19 protein-coding genes and 1 pseudogene are annotated in these 19,147 nt (G+C 50.0%); 14 read left to right on the plus strand and 6 right to left on the minus strand.

The genetic code is table 11. From position 1 onward, the window contains the following. The first annotated feature begins 113 nt into the window (after positions 1–113). The 11 genes from J7445_RS00645 to J7445_RS00695 all read left to right on the plus strand — a co-directional run bounded on the left by J7445_RS00645 (position 114) and on the right by J7445_RS00695 (position 9,294). Positions 114–971, plus strand: a complete 858-nt coding sequence (locus tag J7445_RS00645) for a ParB/RepB/Spo0J family partition protein (RefSeq protein WP_070654513.1) — start codon at positions 114–116, stop codon at positions 969–971. A gap of 265 nt (positions 972–1,236) precedes the next feature. Then, positions 1,237–1,590 carry an ATP synthase subunit I gene (locus tag J7445_RS00650; protein ID WP_083310340.1) on the plus strand — a complete coding sequence of 118 codons (354 nt, stop codon included), beginning with the start codon at positions 1,237–1,239 and terminating at the stop codon, positions 1,588–1,590. Beyond that, the gene (gene atpB, locus J7445_RS00655) at positions 1,580–2,446 is read left to right on the plus strand and encodes a F0F1 ATP synthase subunit A (protein ID WP_070654511.1); all 867 of its coding nucleotides are present in this window, start codon (positions 1,580–1,582) and stop codon (positions 2,444–2,446) included. Before J7445_RS00650 ends, atpB begins: the two co-directional genes overlap by 11 nt. A gap of 61 nt (positions 2,447–2,507) precedes the next feature. Beyond that, complete coding sequence (atpE, locus tag J7445_RS00660; protein ID WP_002214801.1) at positions 2,508–2,744, plus strand: F0F1 ATP synthase subunit C; 237 nt, start codon at positions 2,508–2,510, stop codon at positions 2,742–2,744. Between the two features lie 71 nt (positions 2,745–2,815). Then, positions 2,816–3,286: a F0F1 ATP synthase subunit B gene (locus J7445_RS00665; RefSeq protein WP_019270018.1), complete on the plus strand. Its 471-nt coding sequence runs from the start codon at positions 2,816–2,818 to the stop codon at positions 3,284–3,286. Positions 3,287–3,290: 4 nt separating this feature from the next. Beyond that, a complete protein-coding gene (locus J7445_RS00670) occupies positions 3,291–3,824 on the plus strand; it encodes a F0F1 ATP synthase subunit delta (RefSeq protein ID WP_019270019.1) in 534 nt (177 codons plus the stop codon). Positions 3,825–3,834: 10 nt separating this feature from the next. Beyond that, a complete protein-coding gene (atpA, locus tag J7445_RS00675; protein ID WP_019270020.1) occupies positions 3,835–5,382 on the plus strand; it encodes a F0F1 ATP synthase subunit alpha in 1,548 nt (515 codons plus the stop codon). Between the two features lie 24 nt (positions 5,383–5,406). Further along, the gene (gene atpG, locus J7445_RS00680) at positions 5,407–6,282 is read left to right on the plus strand and encodes a F0F1 ATP synthase subunit gamma (RefSeq protein ID WP_070654509.1); all 876 of its coding nucleotides are present in this window, start codon (positions 5,407–5,409) and stop codon (positions 6,280–6,282) included. A gap of 38 nt (positions 6,283–6,320) precedes the next feature. Beyond that, positions 6,321–7,718, plus strand: coding sequence for a F0F1 ATP synthase subunit beta (gene atpD / locus J7445_RS00685; protein WP_049228626.1), 1,398 nt, complete (start codon positions 6,321–6,323; stop codon positions 7,716–7,718). Positions 7,719–7,728: 10 nt separating this feature from the next. Then, positions 7,729–8,154 (plus strand): F0F1 ATP synthase subunit epsilon, encoded by a 426-nt coding sequence (locus tag J7445_RS00690; RefSeq protein ID WP_070654506.1) that lies wholly within the window; start codon positions 7,729–7,731, stop codon positions 8,152–8,154. 516 nt (positions 8,155–8,670) lie between these two features. Beyond that, positions 8,671–9,294 carry a nuclease-related domain-containing protein gene (locus tag J7445_RS00695; protein WP_070654504.1) on the plus strand — a complete coding sequence of 208 codons (624 nt, stop codon included), beginning with the start codon at positions 8,671–8,673 and terminating at the stop codon, positions 9,292–9,294. 123 nt (positions 9,295–9,417) lie between these two features. Here the strand turns inward: J7445_RS00695 and prmA are convergent, their stop codons facing one another. The 5 genes from prmA to J7445_RS00720 form a co-directional block, all read right to left on the minus strand. Then, positions 9,418–10,305 (minus strand): 50S ribosomal protein L11 methyltransferase, encoded by an 888-nt coding sequence (prmA, locus tag J7445_RS00700; protein ID WP_070654502.1) that lies wholly within the window; start codon positions 10,303–10,305, stop codon positions 9,418–9,420. A 513-nt stretch (positions 10,306–10,818) separates the two neighbouring features. Next, a complete protein-coding gene (gene accC / locus J7445_RS00705) occupies positions 10,819–12,180 on the minus strand; it encodes an acetyl-CoA carboxylase biotin carboxylase subunit (protein WP_070654500.1) in 1,362 nt (453 codons plus the stop codon). Positions 12,181–12,215: 35 nt separating this feature from the next. Next, positions 12,216–12,407: a YqaE/Pmp3 family membrane protein gene (locus J7445_RS00710; protein ID WP_003741645.1), complete on the minus strand. Its 192-nt coding sequence runs from the start codon at positions 12,405–12,407 to the stop codon at positions 12,216–12,218. A gap of 70 nt (positions 12,408–12,477) precedes the next feature. Next, complete coding sequence (accB, locus tag J7445_RS00715; RefSeq protein ID WP_070654498.1) at positions 12,478–12,939, minus strand: acetyl-CoA carboxylase biotin carboxyl carrier protein; 462 nt, start codon at positions 12,937–12,939, stop codon at positions 12,478–12,480. Positions 12,940–13,485: 546 nt separating this feature from the next. Beyond that, the gene (locus J7445_RS00720) at positions 13,486–14,241 is read right to left on the minus strand and encodes a class I SAM-dependent methyltransferase (protein WP_425326075.1); all 756 of its coding nucleotides are present in this window, start codon (positions 14,239–14,241) and stop codon (positions 13,486–13,488) included. 230 nt (positions 14,242–14,471) lie between these two features. On the opposite strand from J7445_RS00720, the gene J7445_RS00725 reads away from it, so the two are divergent. The 3 genes and pseudogenes from J7445_RS00725 to J7445_RS12390 all read left to right on the plus strand — a co-directional run. After that, entirely contained in the window at positions 14,472–16,148 is a 1,677-nt protein-coding gene (locus J7445_RS00725) for a formate--tetrahydrofolate ligase (RefSeq protein ID WP_070655139.1), read from the plus strand. A 375-nt stretch (positions 16,149–16,523) separates the two neighbouring features. Next, positions 16,524–18,581, plus strand: coding sequence for a polyphosphate kinase 1 (gene ppk1 / locus J7445_RS00730; protein WP_070655141.1), 2,058 nt, complete (start codon positions 16,524–16,526; stop codon positions 18,579–18,581). A 171-nt stretch (positions 18,582–18,752) separates the two neighbouring features. After that, positions 18,753–18,860 (plus strand): annotated as a pseudogene (locus J7445_RS12390) (IS5/IS1182 family transposase); the annotation flags it as partial. A 52-nt stretch (positions 18,861–18,912) separates the two neighbouring features. Here the strand turns inward: J7445_RS12390 and J7445_RS00735 are convergent. Further along, entirely contained in the window at positions 18,913–19,137 is a 225-nt protein-coding gene (locus J7445_RS00735; protein WP_070439807.1) for a hypothetical protein, read from the minus strand. Positions 19,138–19,147: the final 10 nt, after the last annotated feature.

Below are 19,147 nucleotides of genomic sequence, written 5' to 3' on the forward strand. Positions count from 1 at the left end.
TAGCTGAAAATATACGGTCTGATAAATACAGACGATGGGATATAAATTGTCGCCACCTGCGAATATCCGCTAGAATACGCGCTTTATGGAAGGTCGTCTGAAAAGGATTCAATATGGCAAAAGCAAAAGGCGGTTTGGGCCGCGGTTTAGATTCCCTGATTTCCAACGGCGTGGACAACAGCAGCAGCGACCGCCTGACTACCGTCGCCATCAACGACATCCAGCCCGGCCGCTATCAAGCGCGGGTACAGATGGATGACGAAGCCTTGCAGGAACTGGCGGATTCAATTAAGGCGCAAGGCGTTATCCAGCCGGTTATCGTGCGCGAACACGGCCTTTCCCAATACGAACTGATTGCCGGCGAACGTCGCTGGCGCGCATCCCAGCTCGCCGGCCTGACCGAGATTCCGGTCGTCATCAAAACCATCAGCGACGAAACCGCGCTGGCAATGGGTTTGATTGAAAACCTGCAACGCGAAAACTTAAACCCGATTGAAGAAGCGCAAGGTTTGAAACGCCTCGCCGACGAATTCGGGCTGACTCACGAAACCATCGCCAAAGCAGTCGGCAAAAGCCGCAGCGCCATTTCCAACAGCCTGCGCCTGTTGAGCCTGCCCGAGCCTGTCCAAGAAATGCTCTACCACCGCCATCTTGAGATGGGACACGCCCGCGCCCTGCTGACCCTGCCTGTGGTCGAGCAACTCGAATTGGCGCAAAAAGCGGTGAAAAACGGTTGGTCGGTACGCGAAGTCGAACGCCGCAGTCAAGTCGCCCATCAGGCAAAACAGGAAATCAAAAAAACCATTAGCCCCGATATACGTCGTCTGAACGACTTTTTGACCGAAAGGCTGGGTGTTAACGCCGAAGTCAAAACCACCAATCACAAAAAAGGCAAAATCGTCCTCCACTTCGATACGCCGGAAACATTCGAGTATCTACTGAAACAATTGGGCATTGATTATCATATGTAAATTAGGTTGCGCAGAAAATTTAGAATTAAGGTCGTCTGAAAACTTATTCTCCAATTTTCAGATGACTTTTTTATTGAAATAAAATTACTGGGCAATGGCTGTAATTTAATGTAATTTGTGATATGATCGAAAATTGTAGTGTAGAAGTTAAGAATGTGGTAGGAGTTATTATTTCACAAAGATTAACTATCCCTTGACGTGTATAGGCTTCTTCATTATATTCTAGTATCGCTGCTTGGCCATTTCGTTGTAGCTTCTAATTTGCATGAATCAGATTTTAGTTTATCAAGTTGTTGTTTTATTCATTATCTCTGCAATAAGTGCAGTTTTTGCAGGTATGAATGGATTTTGGTCTTCTGCCGTAGGGGGAGTTTGTTATTTAGTCCCGTCTTCTATTGCAGTTTTACTTTTAAAACTTTCCAAGTGTAACCCTTTGTATCATGGTAAAGCATTCATTGCTGGGGAAGTTTTAAAAGTAGTGCTGTCGCTGGTGATGATGCTTGCCGTATTCATGGTTTGGCATCAGTCTTTAATATTCTTTCCGTTCTTGTTCGGATTGCTCGGTGTCAGTCATTTGGTTTTTTTAGTATTGTTGAGAGTGAAGCATTATGGCAGGTGAAACAATGACCGCTGCCGACTACATCAAGCACCATTTACAAAGCTTGACCAGTCTGTCGGATGTTGCCCAAGGACAAGGCCTGAAAAATATTGCCGATTTTTCGTTTATCAATCTTGATGCGATTTTCTTTGCTGTTTTGTTGGGTGTATTAGGAAGCTTCCTACTTTGGCGTGGTGCTAAGAAGGCAACGGCGGGCGTGCCGGGGCGTTTTCAGGCTGCCGTAGAGATTTTGTTCGAGTTTGTGGATGATATGTGCAAAAGCATTATTCATAATGAACAATCTCGAAAAGCCATTGCTCCATTAGGTTTGACGCTGTTTGTATGGATTTTCCTAATGAATGCTATGGATATGCTGCCGGTAGATTTGCTGCCATGGTTATGGCAAAACGCTACCGGTAACCATCATGCATTGTTGCGTATCGTGCCGACCGCGGATTTGAATACTACGTTGGCGTTGGCTATTGGAGTCTTATTAATTTGTATTTATTACAATGTCAAAATCAAAGGTGTTCGTGGTTGGATTCATGAGTTGTTCAGTGCTCCGTTCGGCGCCAAACTTGCTCCTGCCAACTTCCTTTTGAATCTGGTCGAATTCCTCTCTAAAACAGTTTCTCACGGTATGCGGTTGTTCGGTAATATGTATGCTGGCGAACTTGTATTCCTTTTGATTGCTTTGCTGGGTGGCGCTTGGGCGACATCTGGAAGCGTTGAAGTGCTGGATCCGATTCTGTTTGGTTTTCACATTCTTGCCGGATTGGCATGGGCGATTTTCCATATTTTGGTGATTACCCTGCAGGCATTTATCTTTATGGCCTTGGCGTTTGTCTATATTGGACAAGCTCATGATGCCCACTAAATTTTCTAGGTAGTTTTATCTTTATTTGTGGTTTAACCTTTGTTTTCTTAAGGAGTTTAAAATGGGTTTGATTGCTATTGCATGTGGTTTGATCGTTGCATTGGGTGCATTGGGTGCCTCCATCGGTATCGCAATGGTAGGTTCTAAATATTTGGAATCTTCTGCGCGCCAGCCTGAATTGATTGGTCCACTGCAAACTAAATTGTTCCTGATTGCTGGCCTGATTGATGCTGCATTCCTGATTGGTGTGGCTATTGCGCTGTTGTTCGCCTTCGTTAACCCGTTTGCAGGTGCATAATCAAACGGTGTGATCCGTCTAGATACAGACTTTGGTCTGTTTGATTAACACTAGTACGAAGGTTAACTAACGTGAATATTAATGCAACCTTATTCGCTCAAATCATCGTCTTTTTCGGTTTAGTTTGGTTTACCATGAAATTTGTGTGGCCGCCGATCGCAAAAGCATTAGATGAGCGTGCCGCAAAAATTGCCGAAGGCTTGGCTGCTGCCGAGCGCGGTAAGAGCGATTTTGAACAGGCAGAGAAGAAAGTTGCAGAACTCTTGGCTGAAGGGCGTAACCAAGTTTCCGAAATGGTAGCTAACGCCGAAAAACGTGCCGCCAAAATCGTAGAAGAAGCAAAAGAACAAGCTTCTGTCGAGGCGGTACGGATTACAGCACAAGCTAAAGCCGATGCGCAGCAAGAAATGAATCGTGCACGCGAAGTTTTGCGTGAACAAGTTGCTGCGTTGGCGGTTAAAGGTGCCGAGTCTATTTTGCGCAGTGAAGTTGATACTTCCAAACATGCGCAGTTGCTCAGTGCTTTAAAACAGGAGCTGTAATCTTATGGCTGAGTTCGCAACGATTGCCAGACCTTATGCGAAAGCATTATTCAATCTGGCGCAGGAAAAAAACCAAATTGAGTCTTGGTTGGGCGGACTGGAAGAATTAGCCGCGGTTGTTCAAAATGAGAAAGTCATTTCTTTGATTGAGCGACCTGAAACAAATACTTCTGAAAAGGTAAATGTACTTGCCGAACTCGTTGAGTTAAAAAGTGATGAATTGAAAAATTTCATTACTGTTCTGGCGGAGCAAAAACGTTTGCCCGTATTGCCTGAAGTCTATGCTCAATATCAAGCTTTAACCTTGTCATTCAATCATACTAAGTCCGCTGTAATTTACAGTGCTTATCCATTGACTGAAGATCAATTGGCTGAGTTGGCTGAAATATTGAAAAAACACTTTGACAGTAAGTTGCAAATTACAACTGAAGTTGCGCCTGAATTAATTGGCGGTGTCAAAGTTGAAGTGGGTGACCAGGTCTTGGATTTGTCGGTGCAGGGTAAATTGAATGCCCTGTATGCGACTATGACAAATTAGGAGAGTTTTCATGCAGCTTAATCCTGCTGAAATTAGCGATTTGATTAAAGCTAAAATTGAAAATCTGTCTGGAAATACAGAAGTGCGTACCCGTGGTACCGTTATTTCTGTAACAGACGGTATTGTTCGTATTCATGGCTTATCAGACGCAATGCAAGGTGAGATGCTCGAATTCCCGGGTAACACTTTCGGTTTGGCGATGAACTTGGAGCGTGACTCCGTCGGCGCCGTAGTGTTGGGTGAATACGAACATATTAAAGAAGGCGACACAGTTACTTGTACCGGCCGTATTTTAGAAGTACCTGTCGGTCGTGAATTGGTTGGTCGCGTTGTAGATGCGCTGGGTCGCCCGATTGATGGCAAAGGCCCGATCAATACATCTTCTACCGCACCTATCGAAAAAATTGCACCAGGTGTGATTGCCCGTAAATCGGTTGACCAACCGATGCAAACCGGTTTGAAGGCCATTGACTCAATGGTTCCGATTGGTCGCGGTCAACGTGAGCTGATCATTGGTGACCGTCAAACAGGTAAAACGGCCGTAGCATTGGATGCTATTGTTAACCAAAAAGGTACAGGCGTTATCTGTATTTATGTTGCAATCGGTCAAAAAGCATCTTCTATTGCTAACGTAGTACGCAAATTGGAAGAGCATGGTGCAATGGGACACACGATTGTGGTTGCTGCGACCGCTTCTGAAGCTGCGGCTCTGCAATATATCGCACCTTATGCAGGTTGTACTATGGGCGAGTTCTTCCGCGACCGCGGTGAAGACGCGTTGATTGTATACGATGATTTGTCCAAACAAGCTGTTGCTTACCGTCAAATTTCCCTGTTGCTGCGCCGCCCTCCCGGTCGCGAAGCCTATCCTGGTGACGTCTTCTATCTACACTCCCGCTTGTTGGAACGTGCTGCCCGTGTAAATGAACACGAAGTTGAAAAACTGACTAATGGTGAAGTGAAGGGCAAAACAGGTTCTTTGACTGCGTTGCCGATTATCGAAACGCAAGCCGGTGACGTATCTGCATTCGTACCGACGAACGTTATTTCGATTACCGACGGTCAAATTTTCTTGGAAACCGACTTGTTTAACGCCGGTATCCGTCCTGCAATTAATGCCGGTATTTCGGTATCGCGTGTAGGTGGTGCAGCGCAAACCAAAGTAATTAAAAAACTGGGTGGCGGTATCCGTTTAGCACTTGCCCAATATCGTGAATTGGCAGCCTTCTCGCAATTTGCTTCCGATTTGGATGAAGCTACACGCAAACAGCTGCAACACGGCGAAGTGGTTACTGAATTGATGAAACAAAAACAATTCAGCACTTTGGATACAGCCGAAATGGCTTTGACTTTGTGGGCCATCAATAATGGTTCTTACGAAGATGTACCAGTACCCAAGGCATTGGCTTTCGAAGCGGAATTTTTGAGCTTTGTACGCACTCAACATCCTGGTGTTTTAGAAGCAATCAACGCATCAGGTGCGATGTCCGACGAAAGTGAAAAAACATTGACTGAAGCCATGAATTCTTTCAAATCTTCTTATGCTTACCAAGCCTAAGAGCTGAAATGAAAGGAGTCTGAAATGGCAGTCGGAAAAGAGATTCTCACCAAAATCCGCAGTGTTCAAAATACCCAAAAGATCACTAAAGCGATGCAAATGGTGTCAACCTCTAAAATGCGGAAGACTCAGGAACGGATGCGCTTAGCGCGTCCGTATGCCGAAAAAGTGCGGACAGTTATGAGTCATTTGGCGCAAACCAATGAAGATCATGGTATTAAATTATTGGCACCTCATCGTGAAACACGTCGGGTGGGTTTCATTTTAATCACCTCTGATAAAGGTCTTTGCGGTGGTTTGAACGCGAATGTTTTGAAGAAATTTTTAGCGCAAGTCCAAGAATACCAAGAGCAGGGCATTGAAGTTGATGTTGTCTGTTTAGGTAGTAAAGGCTTAGCCGCTTGTCAAAACATCGGTTTGAACGTTATTGCCAGTGCGATTAATTTTGGGGATACCCCGAAGATGGAATTGCTGCTTGGTCCATTGACTGAAATCTTCCAACGTTACGAGAAGCATGAGTTAGATAAAATACATTTGGTATATTCGCGTTTTGTTAATACCATGCGTCAAGAACCACGGTTGGAGGTTCTGCTGCCGATCGGCGAAAATGTGATAGAAGACGAGAATAACTATTCTTCATTCAGTTGGGAATATCGTTATGAACCAAGTCCTATCGCTGTGTTGGAATATCTGGTTCGCCGCTATTTAGAGTCTGTGGTTTACCAAGCATTGAGTGACAATATGGCATCAGAACAAGCTGCGCGTATGGTGGCGATGAAAGCGGCCACCGACAATGCGGGCAATGCCATTAAAGAGTTGCGTTTGGTATATAACAAATCGCGTCAAGCTGCGATTACCACGGAATTGTCAGAAATTGTAGCAGGTGCAGCGGCAGTTTAATGTCGTCTGAAACCTGAACAGGAAATTAGGATACGATAATGAGCCAAGGCAAAATCGTACAAATTATTGGTGCGGTAGTTGACGTGGAGTTTCCGCGCGATGCCATTCCGCATGTTTACGACGCCCTGAAATTGGATGCGAACGGCTTGACTTTGGAAGTACAACAGCTTCTGGGTGACGGCGTGGTTCGTACTATTGCAATGGGTAGTTCGGACGGTCTGAAACGCGGCATGACTGTAAGCAATACAGGTGCGCCGATTACTGTGCCGGTAGGTAAAGGTACTTTGGGACGTATTGTCGATGTGTTGGGTACACCTGTTGATGAAGCAGGTCCGATTGATACCGACAAACACCGCGCCATCCATCAGACAGCTCCGAAATTCGATGAGTTGTCTGCTACTACCGAGCTGCTGGAAACAGGCATTAAAGTGATTGACTTGCTGTGTCCGTTTGCCAAAGGCGGTAAAGTAGGTCTGTTCGGTGGTGCCGGCGTAGGTAAAACCGTAAACATGATGGAATTGATTAACAACATCGCCAAAGCGCATAGCGGTTTGTCCGTGTTCGCCGGTGTGGGGGAGCGTACCCGTGAAGGTAACGACTTCTACCACGAGATGAAAGATTCCAACGTATTGGACAAAGTGGCGATGGTTTACGGTCAGATGAACGAACCTCCGGGTAACCGTCTGCGTGTAGCCTTGACCGGGTTGACTATGGCCGAATATTTCCGTGATGAAAAAGACGAAAGCGGCAAAGGTCGCGACGTATTGTTCTTCGTGGACAATATTTACCGTTACACCCTGGCCGGTACAGAAGTATCCGCATTGCTCGGTCGTATGCCTTCTGCAGTAGGCTACCAACCAACATTGGCTGAAGAAATGGGTCGTTTGCAAGAGCGTATTACCTCTACCCAAACAGGCTCTATTACTTCCATACAAGCCGTATATGTACCTGCGGATGACTTGACTGACCCGTCTCCTGCAACAACGTTTGCCCACTTGGACGCCACTGTCGTATTGAGCCGTGATATTGCCTCTTTGGGTATTTACCCCGCAGTTGACCCGCTGGACTCTACTTCACGCCAACTAGATCCGATGGTATTGGGTCAAGAGCACTATGACGTAGCCCGCGGCGTACAATCTACTCTGCAAAAATACAAAGAATTGCGCGATATTATCGCCATTCTGGGTATGGACGAATTGTCAGACGAAGATAAACTGACCGTGATGCGCGCGCGTAAGATCCAACGCTTCCTGTCGCAACCGTTCCATGTTGCCGAAGTATTTACCGGCTCTCCCGGCAAATATGTATCGCTGCGTGACACCATTGCCGGCTTTAAAGCTATCTTGAACGGTGAATACGACCATCTGCCTGAACAAGCTTTCTACATGGTAGGCGGTATCGAAGAAGCGGTCGAGAAAGCGAAAACCTTAAACTAAGGAGGTCGGCATGAGCGTCATGCGAGTTGAAGTGGTAAGTAGCGAGCAGAACATCTATTCAGGCGAAGCCAGTTTTGTAGTGGTTCCGACTGTTCAAGGTGAGCTCGGTATTTATCCGCGACACGAGCCGATTATGAGTTTGGTACGTCCCGGAGCATTGCGTTTGACCGTGCCCGGCGAAGCCGAAGAAGTGCTTGTTGCCGTTTCCGGCGGGGTGCTGGAAGTGCAGCCCAACCAACTTACTGTGTTGGCGGATGTTGCCGTACGCAGTTCCGAGATGGATCGTGCGCGTGCGGAAGCTGCCAAGAAAGCGGCGGAAACCGGCATTTCTCAAGCGAAAGACGATAAATCGTTGGCCGAAGCGCATAAAGCCTTGGCTGCAGCGATTGCCCAGCTCAAAACCTTGGATTATCTTCGTTCGCACAAAAACAAATAAGCAGATTTGCTTTACAAAAAGCACGGTTGATTACCGTGCTTTTTATTTTTTCATTATAGATGATTTTGAGAAGAACGGAATCTTTAGGTAACGAATGCTATAGAAAAGTTTTAAATGATTCCTTTATTGCGCATAATTTTGCTTTCCTGAGTCAGTGATAAAGGTTGTTTGCTGAATACGGTTTTTATAGGATAAAGTAAATCTTTTGGTAAGGATCTATCGTATTTTAAAGTGGTATTAATGTCGTCTGAATGTATTTAAGACGACTTTTTTGTTTTTAAGGACACCTATTTGCCTATTCCAAATAATGAATAAAGTTTGGCTATTTGGGAAGATTGCCATTGTGTCTGAAATCAAAAAACAACAAATTTTAGAGACAAAAGGTTTTTATTTTACATAAGCGGTATTTTTATTGTAAAAAATGCTAATTGGGTTATAATTTTAAAATACATTATCATAAATTGATGTGTAACCTATTACGAAAAAATAAATATTTCATATTGCGGAAAATTTGTCATGAACTTTGATTTCATATTTGGGGATGGGGTGTCAGGTATGGCGGGATATAGCCTGATACTGATTTTGGCTGCGCTTGCCAGTAAGCAATATTCAGTAAAACGGTTTATCAGTCGTTTTGCGGTTAATGTGCGTGCTCAATGCTACTTGGATGAAAATTCATATCATGTTTTCCGCCATCTTGATATACGTATTTCAGGAGCGTATGAACAAATTGATTATGTTTACGTTTCACGATTCGGTATTTTTATCGTATCGACGCCGAATTACCAAGGCCGTATTTGGGGGGATAACGGGGACGGGATGTGGACGCAGAAATTCCATAGAACCAAGATGCTTTTCCCCAATCCTTTGGCACAGAACCAACGTTATATTCAAGCATTGGTGCGGCAGCTTGATTTAAGCCCGCGCTTGTTTTATTCGGTTGTCGTATTTGCGGGAAATTGCCAATTTCAAACCATGATGCCGGATAATGTCATTGAATCAGCTGAATTCAATGAATACATTACTCAATACAGTGAAGTCGTTTTGAATGACGACAAGGTAGCGGAGATCAAAGAAATTTTAGAGAGCAATGAATTTGATAACGTGTTTGGTCAAAATGGTTCACGATCACACGCTTAATGAAGTAGGCTAAAAAAATTTGTAGGTAATGCAGCAGTTTTTTGAAATTATCGGTTGAACACAAAAGGTCGTCTGAAACCTGAATCGGTTTTCAGACGACCTTTTGTTTGAGCGTATCGCTAATCAGCGTTTGACGCCGCTGAGCCTTGCCCAGCCTTCGTCGATTTCGGCGGGCTCGATGTCGAACCATTGGCTGTAAATACCGCTGAGTTCTTCGACTTGTTCGTCCAGCAAACCAGACAACACGATGCGACCGCCTTGTTTGGTGCGGGCGGCGAGTATTTCGCCGAGCATGCGCAGAGGGTTGGCGAGGATGTTGGCGACGACGATGTCGAATTGTCCTTGCGGCAGGCCGTCAGGCAGGTAGAACTGTGCATCAACGTTGTTTTGTGTGGCGTTGTCTTTGCTGGCGCGGATCGCCTGTTCGTCAATATCGACGCCGACGGCAGAACCTGCGCCGAGCTTGAGGGCGGCGATGGTCAGGATGCCGGAGCCGCAGCCGTAGTCGAGGACGCTTTCGCCGCCTTTGAGTTGTGTGTCCAGCCATTTGAGGCAGAGGCGCGTGGTCGGGTGGCTGCCGGTGCCGAAGGCTAGGCCGGGGTCGAGCTGGAGGTTGACGGCGTTGCTATTGGGCGCTTCGTGCCAAGAGGGGGTAATCCACAGGCGTTCGGAAATTTGGATGGGGTCGAACTGTGCTTGGGTCAGGCGTACCCAATCTTGGTCGGCGAGGATTTCGCTGGTGTACGCCAAATCTTTCAACCCGCATTCTTGGCTGGCGGCTTGAATCATGGCTGCGACATCGTCGTGCTCGCCAAACAGGGCGATGACTTTGCTTTGCTGCCAGATTTGTTCGGTCGGCATACCGGGTTCGCCGAAGATGGCTTGTTCGTTTTCAGTGCCTGCGTAGGCGTCTTCGATGGCGGCGGAGAGTGCGCCGTGTTCCATCAGGGCGTCGGCGAGGCGTTCGGCGACGGCGTCGTTGACGTTGATGGTGATTTGTTGATAGGACATGGTAGGCTTTCTCGGTGGGGTCGTCTGAAATTAGGAAATGGTAGGCAAATACGCGATTTGGGGCGTTTGCGGTATGTTTCGGCTATTGGCGTAACAGTGTGATTGGATTGTTTTTCAGCCTGAACACGGATTCTTTATTGCGCTGAAATGGTGGCGGATAGGTTGGCTCAATCATATAGCAAACATATTTAACTTTAAATACGGCATGTTATCAAATTCCGTCATTCCCGCCCCCGCCTACGCGAGGACAGGCTACGGCGGGAATCCATCGTAAAACTTGAGAAACCTTGACTTGAAAAACAGTTTCTGAATTTTAAAAATGGATTCCCGCCTGCGCGGGAATGACGACAATCGGTAAGTTCCGTATCTAAAATAAAGTCATTTAGCTATATTCTAGGCTTGTCGGCAATCGCTGATGTACGCCCGAAATCAGGTTTCAATCTGTCTGAAAAAAGGTCGTCTGAAAGCCATACGGTTTTTCAGACGACCTTCGACTATCCAAGCGGGACGGTTTTATTTGTCCTGTTTGGCTTTGCGTTCTTGCAGCCAGTGTTCCAGATAGTGGATGCTGACGCCGCCTTTTTCAAAACCGGGGTCGCTGAACAAATCGCGGTGAAGCGGGGTATTGGTTTTGATGCCGGTTACGGCAAGCTCGGCGAGGGCGACGCGCATTTTTGCCATTGCCTGCTCGCGGGTTTTGCCGATGACGCAGACTTTGCCGATCAGGCTGTCGTAGTACGGCGGGATGCGGTAGCCTTGGTAAATATGGCTGTCCACGCGGATGCCGAAGCCGCCGGGCAGGTGGCAGCTTTCAATCAGACCAGGGCTGGGGATGAAGTTGTACGGGTCTTCGGCATTGATGCGGCACTCGAAAGCATGGCCTTCGATGTGGATGTCTTTTTGCTTGTATTGCAGGGGCAGACCGCCGGCAATGCGGATTTGTTCCTGTACGATGTCCACACCGGTAATCAGCTCGGTAACAGGGTGTTCGACTTGGACACGGGTGTTCATTTCGATGAAGAAAAACTCGCCGTTTTCATACAGGAATTCAAACGTACCTGCACCACGGTAGCCGATGCGTTTGCAGGCGTCGGTACAGGCTTTGCCGATTTTTTCGCGGGCTTTTTCGTCGATGAAGGGAGCAGGTGCTTCTTCGATGACTTTTTGGTGGCGGCGCTGCATGGAGCAATCGCGCTCGGCAAGGTAGATGGCGTTGCCGTGTTCGTCGGCGAGCACTTGGATTTCGACGTGGCGCGGGCGTTGCAGGTAGCGTTCCATATAGACCATCGGGTTGCCGAACGCCGCGCCTGCTTCGGCTTTGGTCATTTCGACGGATTTGATGAGGTCTTCTTTTTTCTCGACCACGCGCATACCGCGTCCGCCGCCGCCGCCCGATGCTTTGATAATCACGGGATAACCGACTTTGTCGGCAGTTTTGAGGATTTCGGCGGGATCGTCGGACAGCGCGCCGTCCGAACCGGGAACGCAAGGCACGCCCGCTTCAATCATCGCGTGTTTGGCGGAAACTTTGTCGCCCATCAGGCGGATGGTTTCGGCGCGTGGGCCGATGAAGATGAAGCCGGATTGTTCGACTTGTTCGGCAAAATTGGCATTTTCGGCAAGGAAGCCGTAGCCCGGGTGGATGGCATCCGCGCCGGTTACTTCAGCAGCGGCGATGATGGCGGGAATATTGAGATAGCTTTGTGCGGAAGCGGCAGGACCGATGCACACGGATTCGTCGGCAAGTTTGACGTGCAGACTGTCTTTATCGGCTTCGGAATGCACGGCGACGGTGGCGATGCCCATTTCACGGCAGGCACGCAGGACGCGCAGCGCGATTTCGCCTCGGTTGGCGATTAATACTTTTTTCAGCATGATGACCTTTCCTGTGGTTTCAGACGACCTGCTTGTTACCTTTTGCCCAATGCATTGCGGATTTTTTCATCGGTCTTGTATTGGCTCAACGCGTACACCGCCCACATGGCGGCAGGAATCCAGCCGATTAAGGTGAATTGGAGAATCAGGCAGATGATGCCCGCAATCGGACGGCCGATGGTGAAGAATACGGCAAAGGGCAGGAAGATGGCTAACAGCAGGCGCATGGTGGAAATCCTGAGTTGGAAAGCATTTCAGACGACCTCCACGCAATCCGGAAGGTCGTCTGAAAACGAATTATTCGATGATGAAGAGCGGCTCGCCAAATTCCACAGGCGTACCGTTTTCCACCAGAATTTCTTTAACCGTGCCGGATTTCTCGGCTTCGATTTCGTTCATCAACTTCATCGCTTCGATGATACACAGCGTATCGCCGGCTTTGACTTGCTGACCAACTTCGACGAAGGCGGCAGCATTCGGGCCGGGCGCGCGGTAGAACGTACCGACCATAGGCGATTTTTGCGCGTTGGACAGGTCGCGGGCGGCAGGCGCTGCGGGAGCGGGGGCTGCTGCTGCAACAGGAGCGGCGGCGGGTGCAGGAGCAGGCGCTGCTACATGGGCGGGCGCGGCATAAACGGGAGCCGGAGCGGCGGTGGCGCGGGTAATACGGACTTTTTCCTCGCCTTCGGTCACTTCGATTTCGGCGATACCTGATTCTTCTACTAAATCAATCAGTTTTTTTAACTTGCGCAAATCCATTTTCGTTCCTTTACGATACGGCCCAAATGTCGTGAAGCGGCCGTGTTTGTTGCGTGATATTTCAGAAAACAACCGGCCTGCGGCAACGGCGCAAACCGGACAGTATTTTGTTGCATAAAGGGGCATTCTCAGGAGCAGAAAACCCGTAAATGAATTTGACTATTTTCCCGAACTTGCCGACAAATGTCTAGCAAAATCTCGAAAAAAGGCGGTTTTTGAACAAAACGGGCAGATTCGGAGATTTCGGCAGAATGTGTATTTTTTCGGCGAGTGTTTATTCTAATTTGTTGGTTTATGAAGGGAAAAGGTCGTCTGAAAATTCAGGCCGGGATGCCGATAAACCATTTTGCCTGCTTTCAGACGACTTTTTGATATTAATGAGGATTTAAGGGCGAGAATTTCTTATGGAGGGGAATAACTGACTGGCCTTCTGGCTTTTTGCTTGTGCGGAAATGAATGGCGACGGCTTGGTTTGCAAGAGATTTATGGTTGCGGTGGTCAAAGGTCGTCTGAAAACTGATTTTCAGACGACCTTTGCATTTTGAATTATTCCCCGTCTTTAACCGGATGATCGGGCAAGTACACATCGAAGCGGGTGCTTTTGCCCGTGTATTGGTAGGCGGGTTTTTCGCCGTTGAGAAATTCGCCGAGGCGCGGGCGTTTGACGACGACGCGTTTTTTGGCGACGGCGCGGGCGGCAGCAAGCAGCTCGGCTTCTTCTTGGGCGGCACCGACGACGCTGTGGAAATACGCCATTTCTTTTTTGACGGCGGCGGATTTTTGGCGTTCGGGGTACATGGGGTCGAGGTACACGATGTCGGGGCGCGATTGAGCGGCGAGTTCCCGCATCAATTCGACGGCGTCGCCGTGACGGAAGGTAATGCGGCGGGCGATGTCTTGAATTTCAGGCTCTTGCAGCGCGCGTTCGAGACCGTCGGCAAGCAGGCAGGCGACGGCGGGATGCTGCTCGAAGGTTTGGACGTTCAAACCGAGCGAAGCGAGGACGAAGCTGTCGCGTCCGAGTCCGCCGGTACAGTCCCAAACGGTCGGTTTGGCCGTATGGTTCACCGCTTTGGCAATCAGTTCGCCGCCGCCTTTGGTACGCCGGTATTGGGCTGCACCACCGCCGAAATCGACGCGGACGCGCCCCTTCTCCCCCGCGCGGCACAAGCTGACGCCCTCCGCATCGGCAAACAGGTATTCGCCGCTGTCGGGCGGGCAGGTCAGGGTAGGGAGTTTGAATTGCTGCACTAAAAGGCGGACGTATTCGGTGGCGGTGTCGGAGAAACAGACGGCGGGTATGGTGTGGGTGTGCAAATCTTTTGGGGCAGACATTTTCAGACGACCTTTGATTATGGATTGTCAACAATATGAACTGCATTCTTATTGAATTATCGAATTTTTCACTGCGATTCATTCTCAGATAACGCTATAATATGCCTAATATTCTTTTGAATCCATCAGCGTTTGTCTTTCCGATGGTCTTTCAGACGACTCTCCTCTTTTTCTTCCCCATTCAGTAAAGGAAAATCATGAGCTTCAAAACCGATGCCGAAATCGCCCAATCTTCCACCATGCGTCCGATTGGCGAAATTGCTGCCAAGCTGGGTTTGAATGTGGACAATATCGAACCCTACGGCCATTACAAAGCCAAAATCAATCCTGCCGAGGCGTTCAAACTGCCGCAAAAACAAGGCCGTCTGATTTTGGTTACCGCCATCAACCCGACTCCGGCGGGTGAAGGCAAAACCACCGTTACCATCGGTTTGGCGGACGCGTTGCGCCACATCGGCAAAGACGCCGTTATCGCCCTGCGCGAGCCTTCTTTGGGGCCTGTATTCGGCGTCAAAGGCGGCGCGGCGGGCGGCGGCTATGCCCAAGTTTTGCCGATGGAAGACATCAACCTGCACTTCACCGGCGACTTCCACGCCATCGGCGCGGCGAATAACTTGCTCGCCGCCATGCTCGACAACCACATCTACCAAGGCAACGAGTTGAACATCGACCCCAAACGCGTGCTGTGGCGGCGCGTGGTCGATATGAACGACCGCCAGTTGCGCAACATCATCGACGGCATGGGCAAACCCGTTGACGGCGTGATCCGTCCCGACGGCTTCGACATCACCGTCGCCTCCGAAGTCATGGCGGTATTCTGCCTCGCCAAAGACATCAGCGATTTGAAAGAGCGTTTGGGCAACATCCTCGTCGCCTACGCCAAAGACGGCAGCCCCGTTTACGCCAAAGATTTGAAAGCCCACGGCGCGATGGCGGCATTGCTCAAAGACGCCATCAAGCCTAACTTGGTGCAAACCATCGAAGGCACGCCCGCCTTCGTACACGGCGGCCCCTTCGCCAACATCGCCCACGGCTGCAACTCCGTTACCGCCACACGTCTGGCGAAACACCTTGCCGATTACGCCGTGACCGAAGCAGGCTTCGGCGCAGATTTGGGCGCGGAAAAATTCTGCGACATCAAATGCCGCCTTGCCGGTTTGAAACCCGACGCAGCCGTCGTCGTCGCCACCGTCCGCGCCTTGAAATACAACGGCGGCGTAGAACGTGCCAACCTCGGCGAAGAAAACCTCGAAGCCTTGGCAAAAGGTCTGTCCAACCTGCTGAAACACATTTCCAACCTGAAAAACGTCTTCGGCCTGCCCGTCGTCGTCGCCATCAACCGCTTCGTGTCCGACTCCGATGCCGAGTTGGCCATGATTGAAAAAGCCTGCGCCGAACACGGCGTCGAAGTTTCCCTGACCGAAGTGTGGGGCAAAGGCGGCGCGGGCGGCTCAGATTTGGCGCGCAAAGTCGTCAACGCCATCGACAACCAACCCAATAACTTCCGCTTCGCCTACGATGTCGAGTTGAGCATTAAAGAAAAAATCCGCGCCATCGCCCAAAAAGTGTACGGCGCGGAAGACGTCGATTTCAGCGCAGAAGCCGCCGCCGAAATCGCCTCGCTGGAAAAACTGGGCTTGGACAAAATGCCCGTCTGCATGGCGAAAACCCAATATTCCCTCAGCGACAACGCCAAACTCTTGGGCTGCCCCGAAGGCTTCCGCATTACCGTGCGCGGCATCACCGTTTCTGCCGGCGCAGGCTTCATCGTCGCCCTGTGCGGCAACATGATGAAAATGCCCGGCCTGCCCAAAGTCCCCGCCGCCGAGAAAATCGACGTGGACGCAGACGGCGTGATCCACGGCTTGTTCTGATTTGAATCGGCAGTGAAATAAAACGGCAAAGAGGTCGTCTGAAAACGGGTTCAGACGACCTTTTATTATTTGAAACGGTTTAAACTCAACCGTGACAATCCGTAGCGTGGGCTTCGCCCGCGAATCTTCCTCTGATGAAAATAGTCGTCTGAAACGATAGAACAAACTCGCAAATTCATTTTCAGACGACTATTTTTATGGTTTTTTATCTTAATTCTACTTTTGTAAATACGTTTGTTTTTATAGTGAATCTGTCTTTTCAGATGACCTCCCGCCCTACCAACCGCCCGCCCATCCCGCACCACTGCCCCGCCCGTCCGAAACGCGTTATACTTCCCAATTAACTGTCCGACCCACCCGCTTCAGGAGAACACCATGCCCGAACAAAACCGCATCCTCTGCCGCGAACTGAGCCTGCTCGCTTTCAATCGCCGCGTTTTGGCGCAGGCGCAGGATGAAAACGTGCCGCTTTTGGAACGTCTGCGGTTTTTGTGCATCGTCTCTTCCAATCTCGACGAATTTTTCGAGGTACGCATGGCGTGGCTCAAACGTGCGCAAAAAATGAATCCGCACGAGCGTTTGGACAACGGCACCACGCCGTCTGAAACTATCGCCGCCGTCTCCGCCGAAGCACAAACGCTGATACAGGAGCAATACCGCCTGTTCAACGAAGTTTTGCAGCCCGAGTTGAGCAAACAAGGCATCCATTTCTACCGCCGCCGCAACTGGACGCAAGGGCAGCAAAAATGGATTGAGCAGTATTTCGACGCCGAGCTGCTGCCCATCCTCACCCCCATCGGACTCGATCCGTCGCACCCCTTCCCGCGCCCGCTGAACAAATCGCTCAACTTCGCCGTCGAATTGGAAGGTACGGACGCATTCGGCCGCCCCTCCGGCATGGCGATTGTGCAAGCCCCGCGCATCCTGCCGCGCGTCGTTCCTCTGCCTGCCGAGTTGTGTGAAGGCGGCAGCGGTTTCGTCTTCCTCTCCTCCATCTTGCACGCCCATGTCGGCAAGCTCTTCCCCGGCATGACGGTTAAAGACTGCCACCAATTCCGCCTCACCCGCGACAGCGACCTGACCGTCGATGAAGAAGACCTCAAAAACCTGCGCGCCGCCATTCAAAACGAATTGCACGACCGCGAATACGGCGACGGCGTGCGCCTCGAAGTCGCCGACACCTGCCCGCCCCACATCCACAACTTCCTGCTCGCCCAGTTCAAACTCACCCCCGCCGAGCTTTACCAAGTCAAAGGCCCGGTCAACCTCGTGCGCCTTAATGCCGTTCCCGATTTGGTTGACCGTCCCGACCTCAAGTTTCCTGCGCGCGGAGCAGGTCGTCTGAAAGCACTGCGCAAGAACGGATCGATTTTCAAACTGGCGAAACAGTCCCCAATCCTGCTGCACCATCCGTATCAGTCCTTCGACCCCGTCGTCCACATGATACGCGAAGCTGCCGCCGACCCCGCCGTCCTCGCCGTCAAAATGACCATCTACCGCACCGGCAGCAATTCCGAACTCGTCCGCGCCCTGATGAAAGCCGCCCTTTCCGGCAAACAAGTGACCGTCGTCGTCGAACTCATGGCGCGTTTCGACGAAGCCAACAACGTCAACTGGGCGCAACAGCTTGAAAATGCAGGCGCACACGTCGTTTACGGTGTATTCGGCTACAAAATCCACGCCAAGATGGCACTCGTCATCCGCCGCGAAAACGGCGCGCTCAAACGCTACGCCCACCTCGGCACCGGCAACTACCACCAAGGCACATCGCGCATCTACACCGACTTCGGCATCATCACCGCCGACGACCAAATCACCGCCGACGTGAACACCCTCTTTATGGAAATCACAGGCTTGGGCAAACCGGGTCGTCTGAACAAGCTCTACCAAAGCCCGTTTACCCTGCACAAAATGGTCATCGACCGCATCGAGCGCGAAATCCAACACGCCAAAGCAGGCAAGCCCGCCCGCATCCGCGCCAAAATGAATTCGCTGATTGAACCGAGCGTCATCGACGCCCTCTACCGCGCCAGCAGCGCAGGTGTACAAATCGACCTCATCGTGCGAGGCATGTGTATCCTGCGCCCCGGCGTCAAAGGCCTGTCCGAAAACATCCGCGTCCGCTCCATTATCGGCAGACAGCTCGAACACTCCCGCGTGTACTGCTTCCACAACAACGGCGCGGACGATGCCTTCATCTCCAGCGCAGACTGGATGGGGCGCAACTTCTTCCGCCGCATCGAAGTCGCCACCCCGATTTTCACGCCCGAACTCAAAGCCCGCGTCATCCGCGAAGGCATCGAAATGGCACTGCAAGACAACACCCGCGCCTGGCTGATGCAGCCCGACGGCAGCTACATCCGCGCCCAACCTGAAAACGGCGAACCCGCATTCAGCCTGCAAGAAAGCTTGTGGGAAATGTACGGGCGTTAACGCTTAAGCAACACAAAAGGTCGTCTGAAAGATTGATTTCAGACGGTTTTTTGTATATTGATTTGGTTATTGCACAATAGGTCGTCTGAAAACACAGTTTCGCCCAAATGCGGACTGATTTTGTATTTCAGACGACCTTTTATCTTTGTAACCTGTTTTTAGATGACTTGAAAGTATAGTGGATTAACTTTAAATCAGGACAAGGCGACGAAGCCGCAGACAGTACAGATAGTGCGGCAAGGCGAGGCAACGCCGTACTGGTTTAAAGTTAATCCACTATAATAGTGGGGTAGGGCAGTGTAGCGTGGGCTTCGCCCACGAAAAAACGATGCTATGTTATCTCCCGACTCGGAAACCAAACCATCAATTCCGTGGGCAAAGCCCACGCTACAATCCGCAGCAGGTATCGCAACGCCCTACCCGCCGCCGCGTTGGATTTGCCTATCAGGAAAAGCTGTTTGTTTAGCTTAGATTCACTTTCCTCCCCCATAAAAATTAAAAAGGTCGTCTGAAACCCATAATCACATGGTTTCAGACGACCTTTAATCTTTTCCATCCGCTTTTCA

Source organism: Neisseria sicca, from assembly GCF_017753665.1.
GTDB lineage: Bacteria > Pseudomonadota > Gammaproteobacteria > Burkholderiales > Neisseriaceae > Neisseria > Neisseria flava.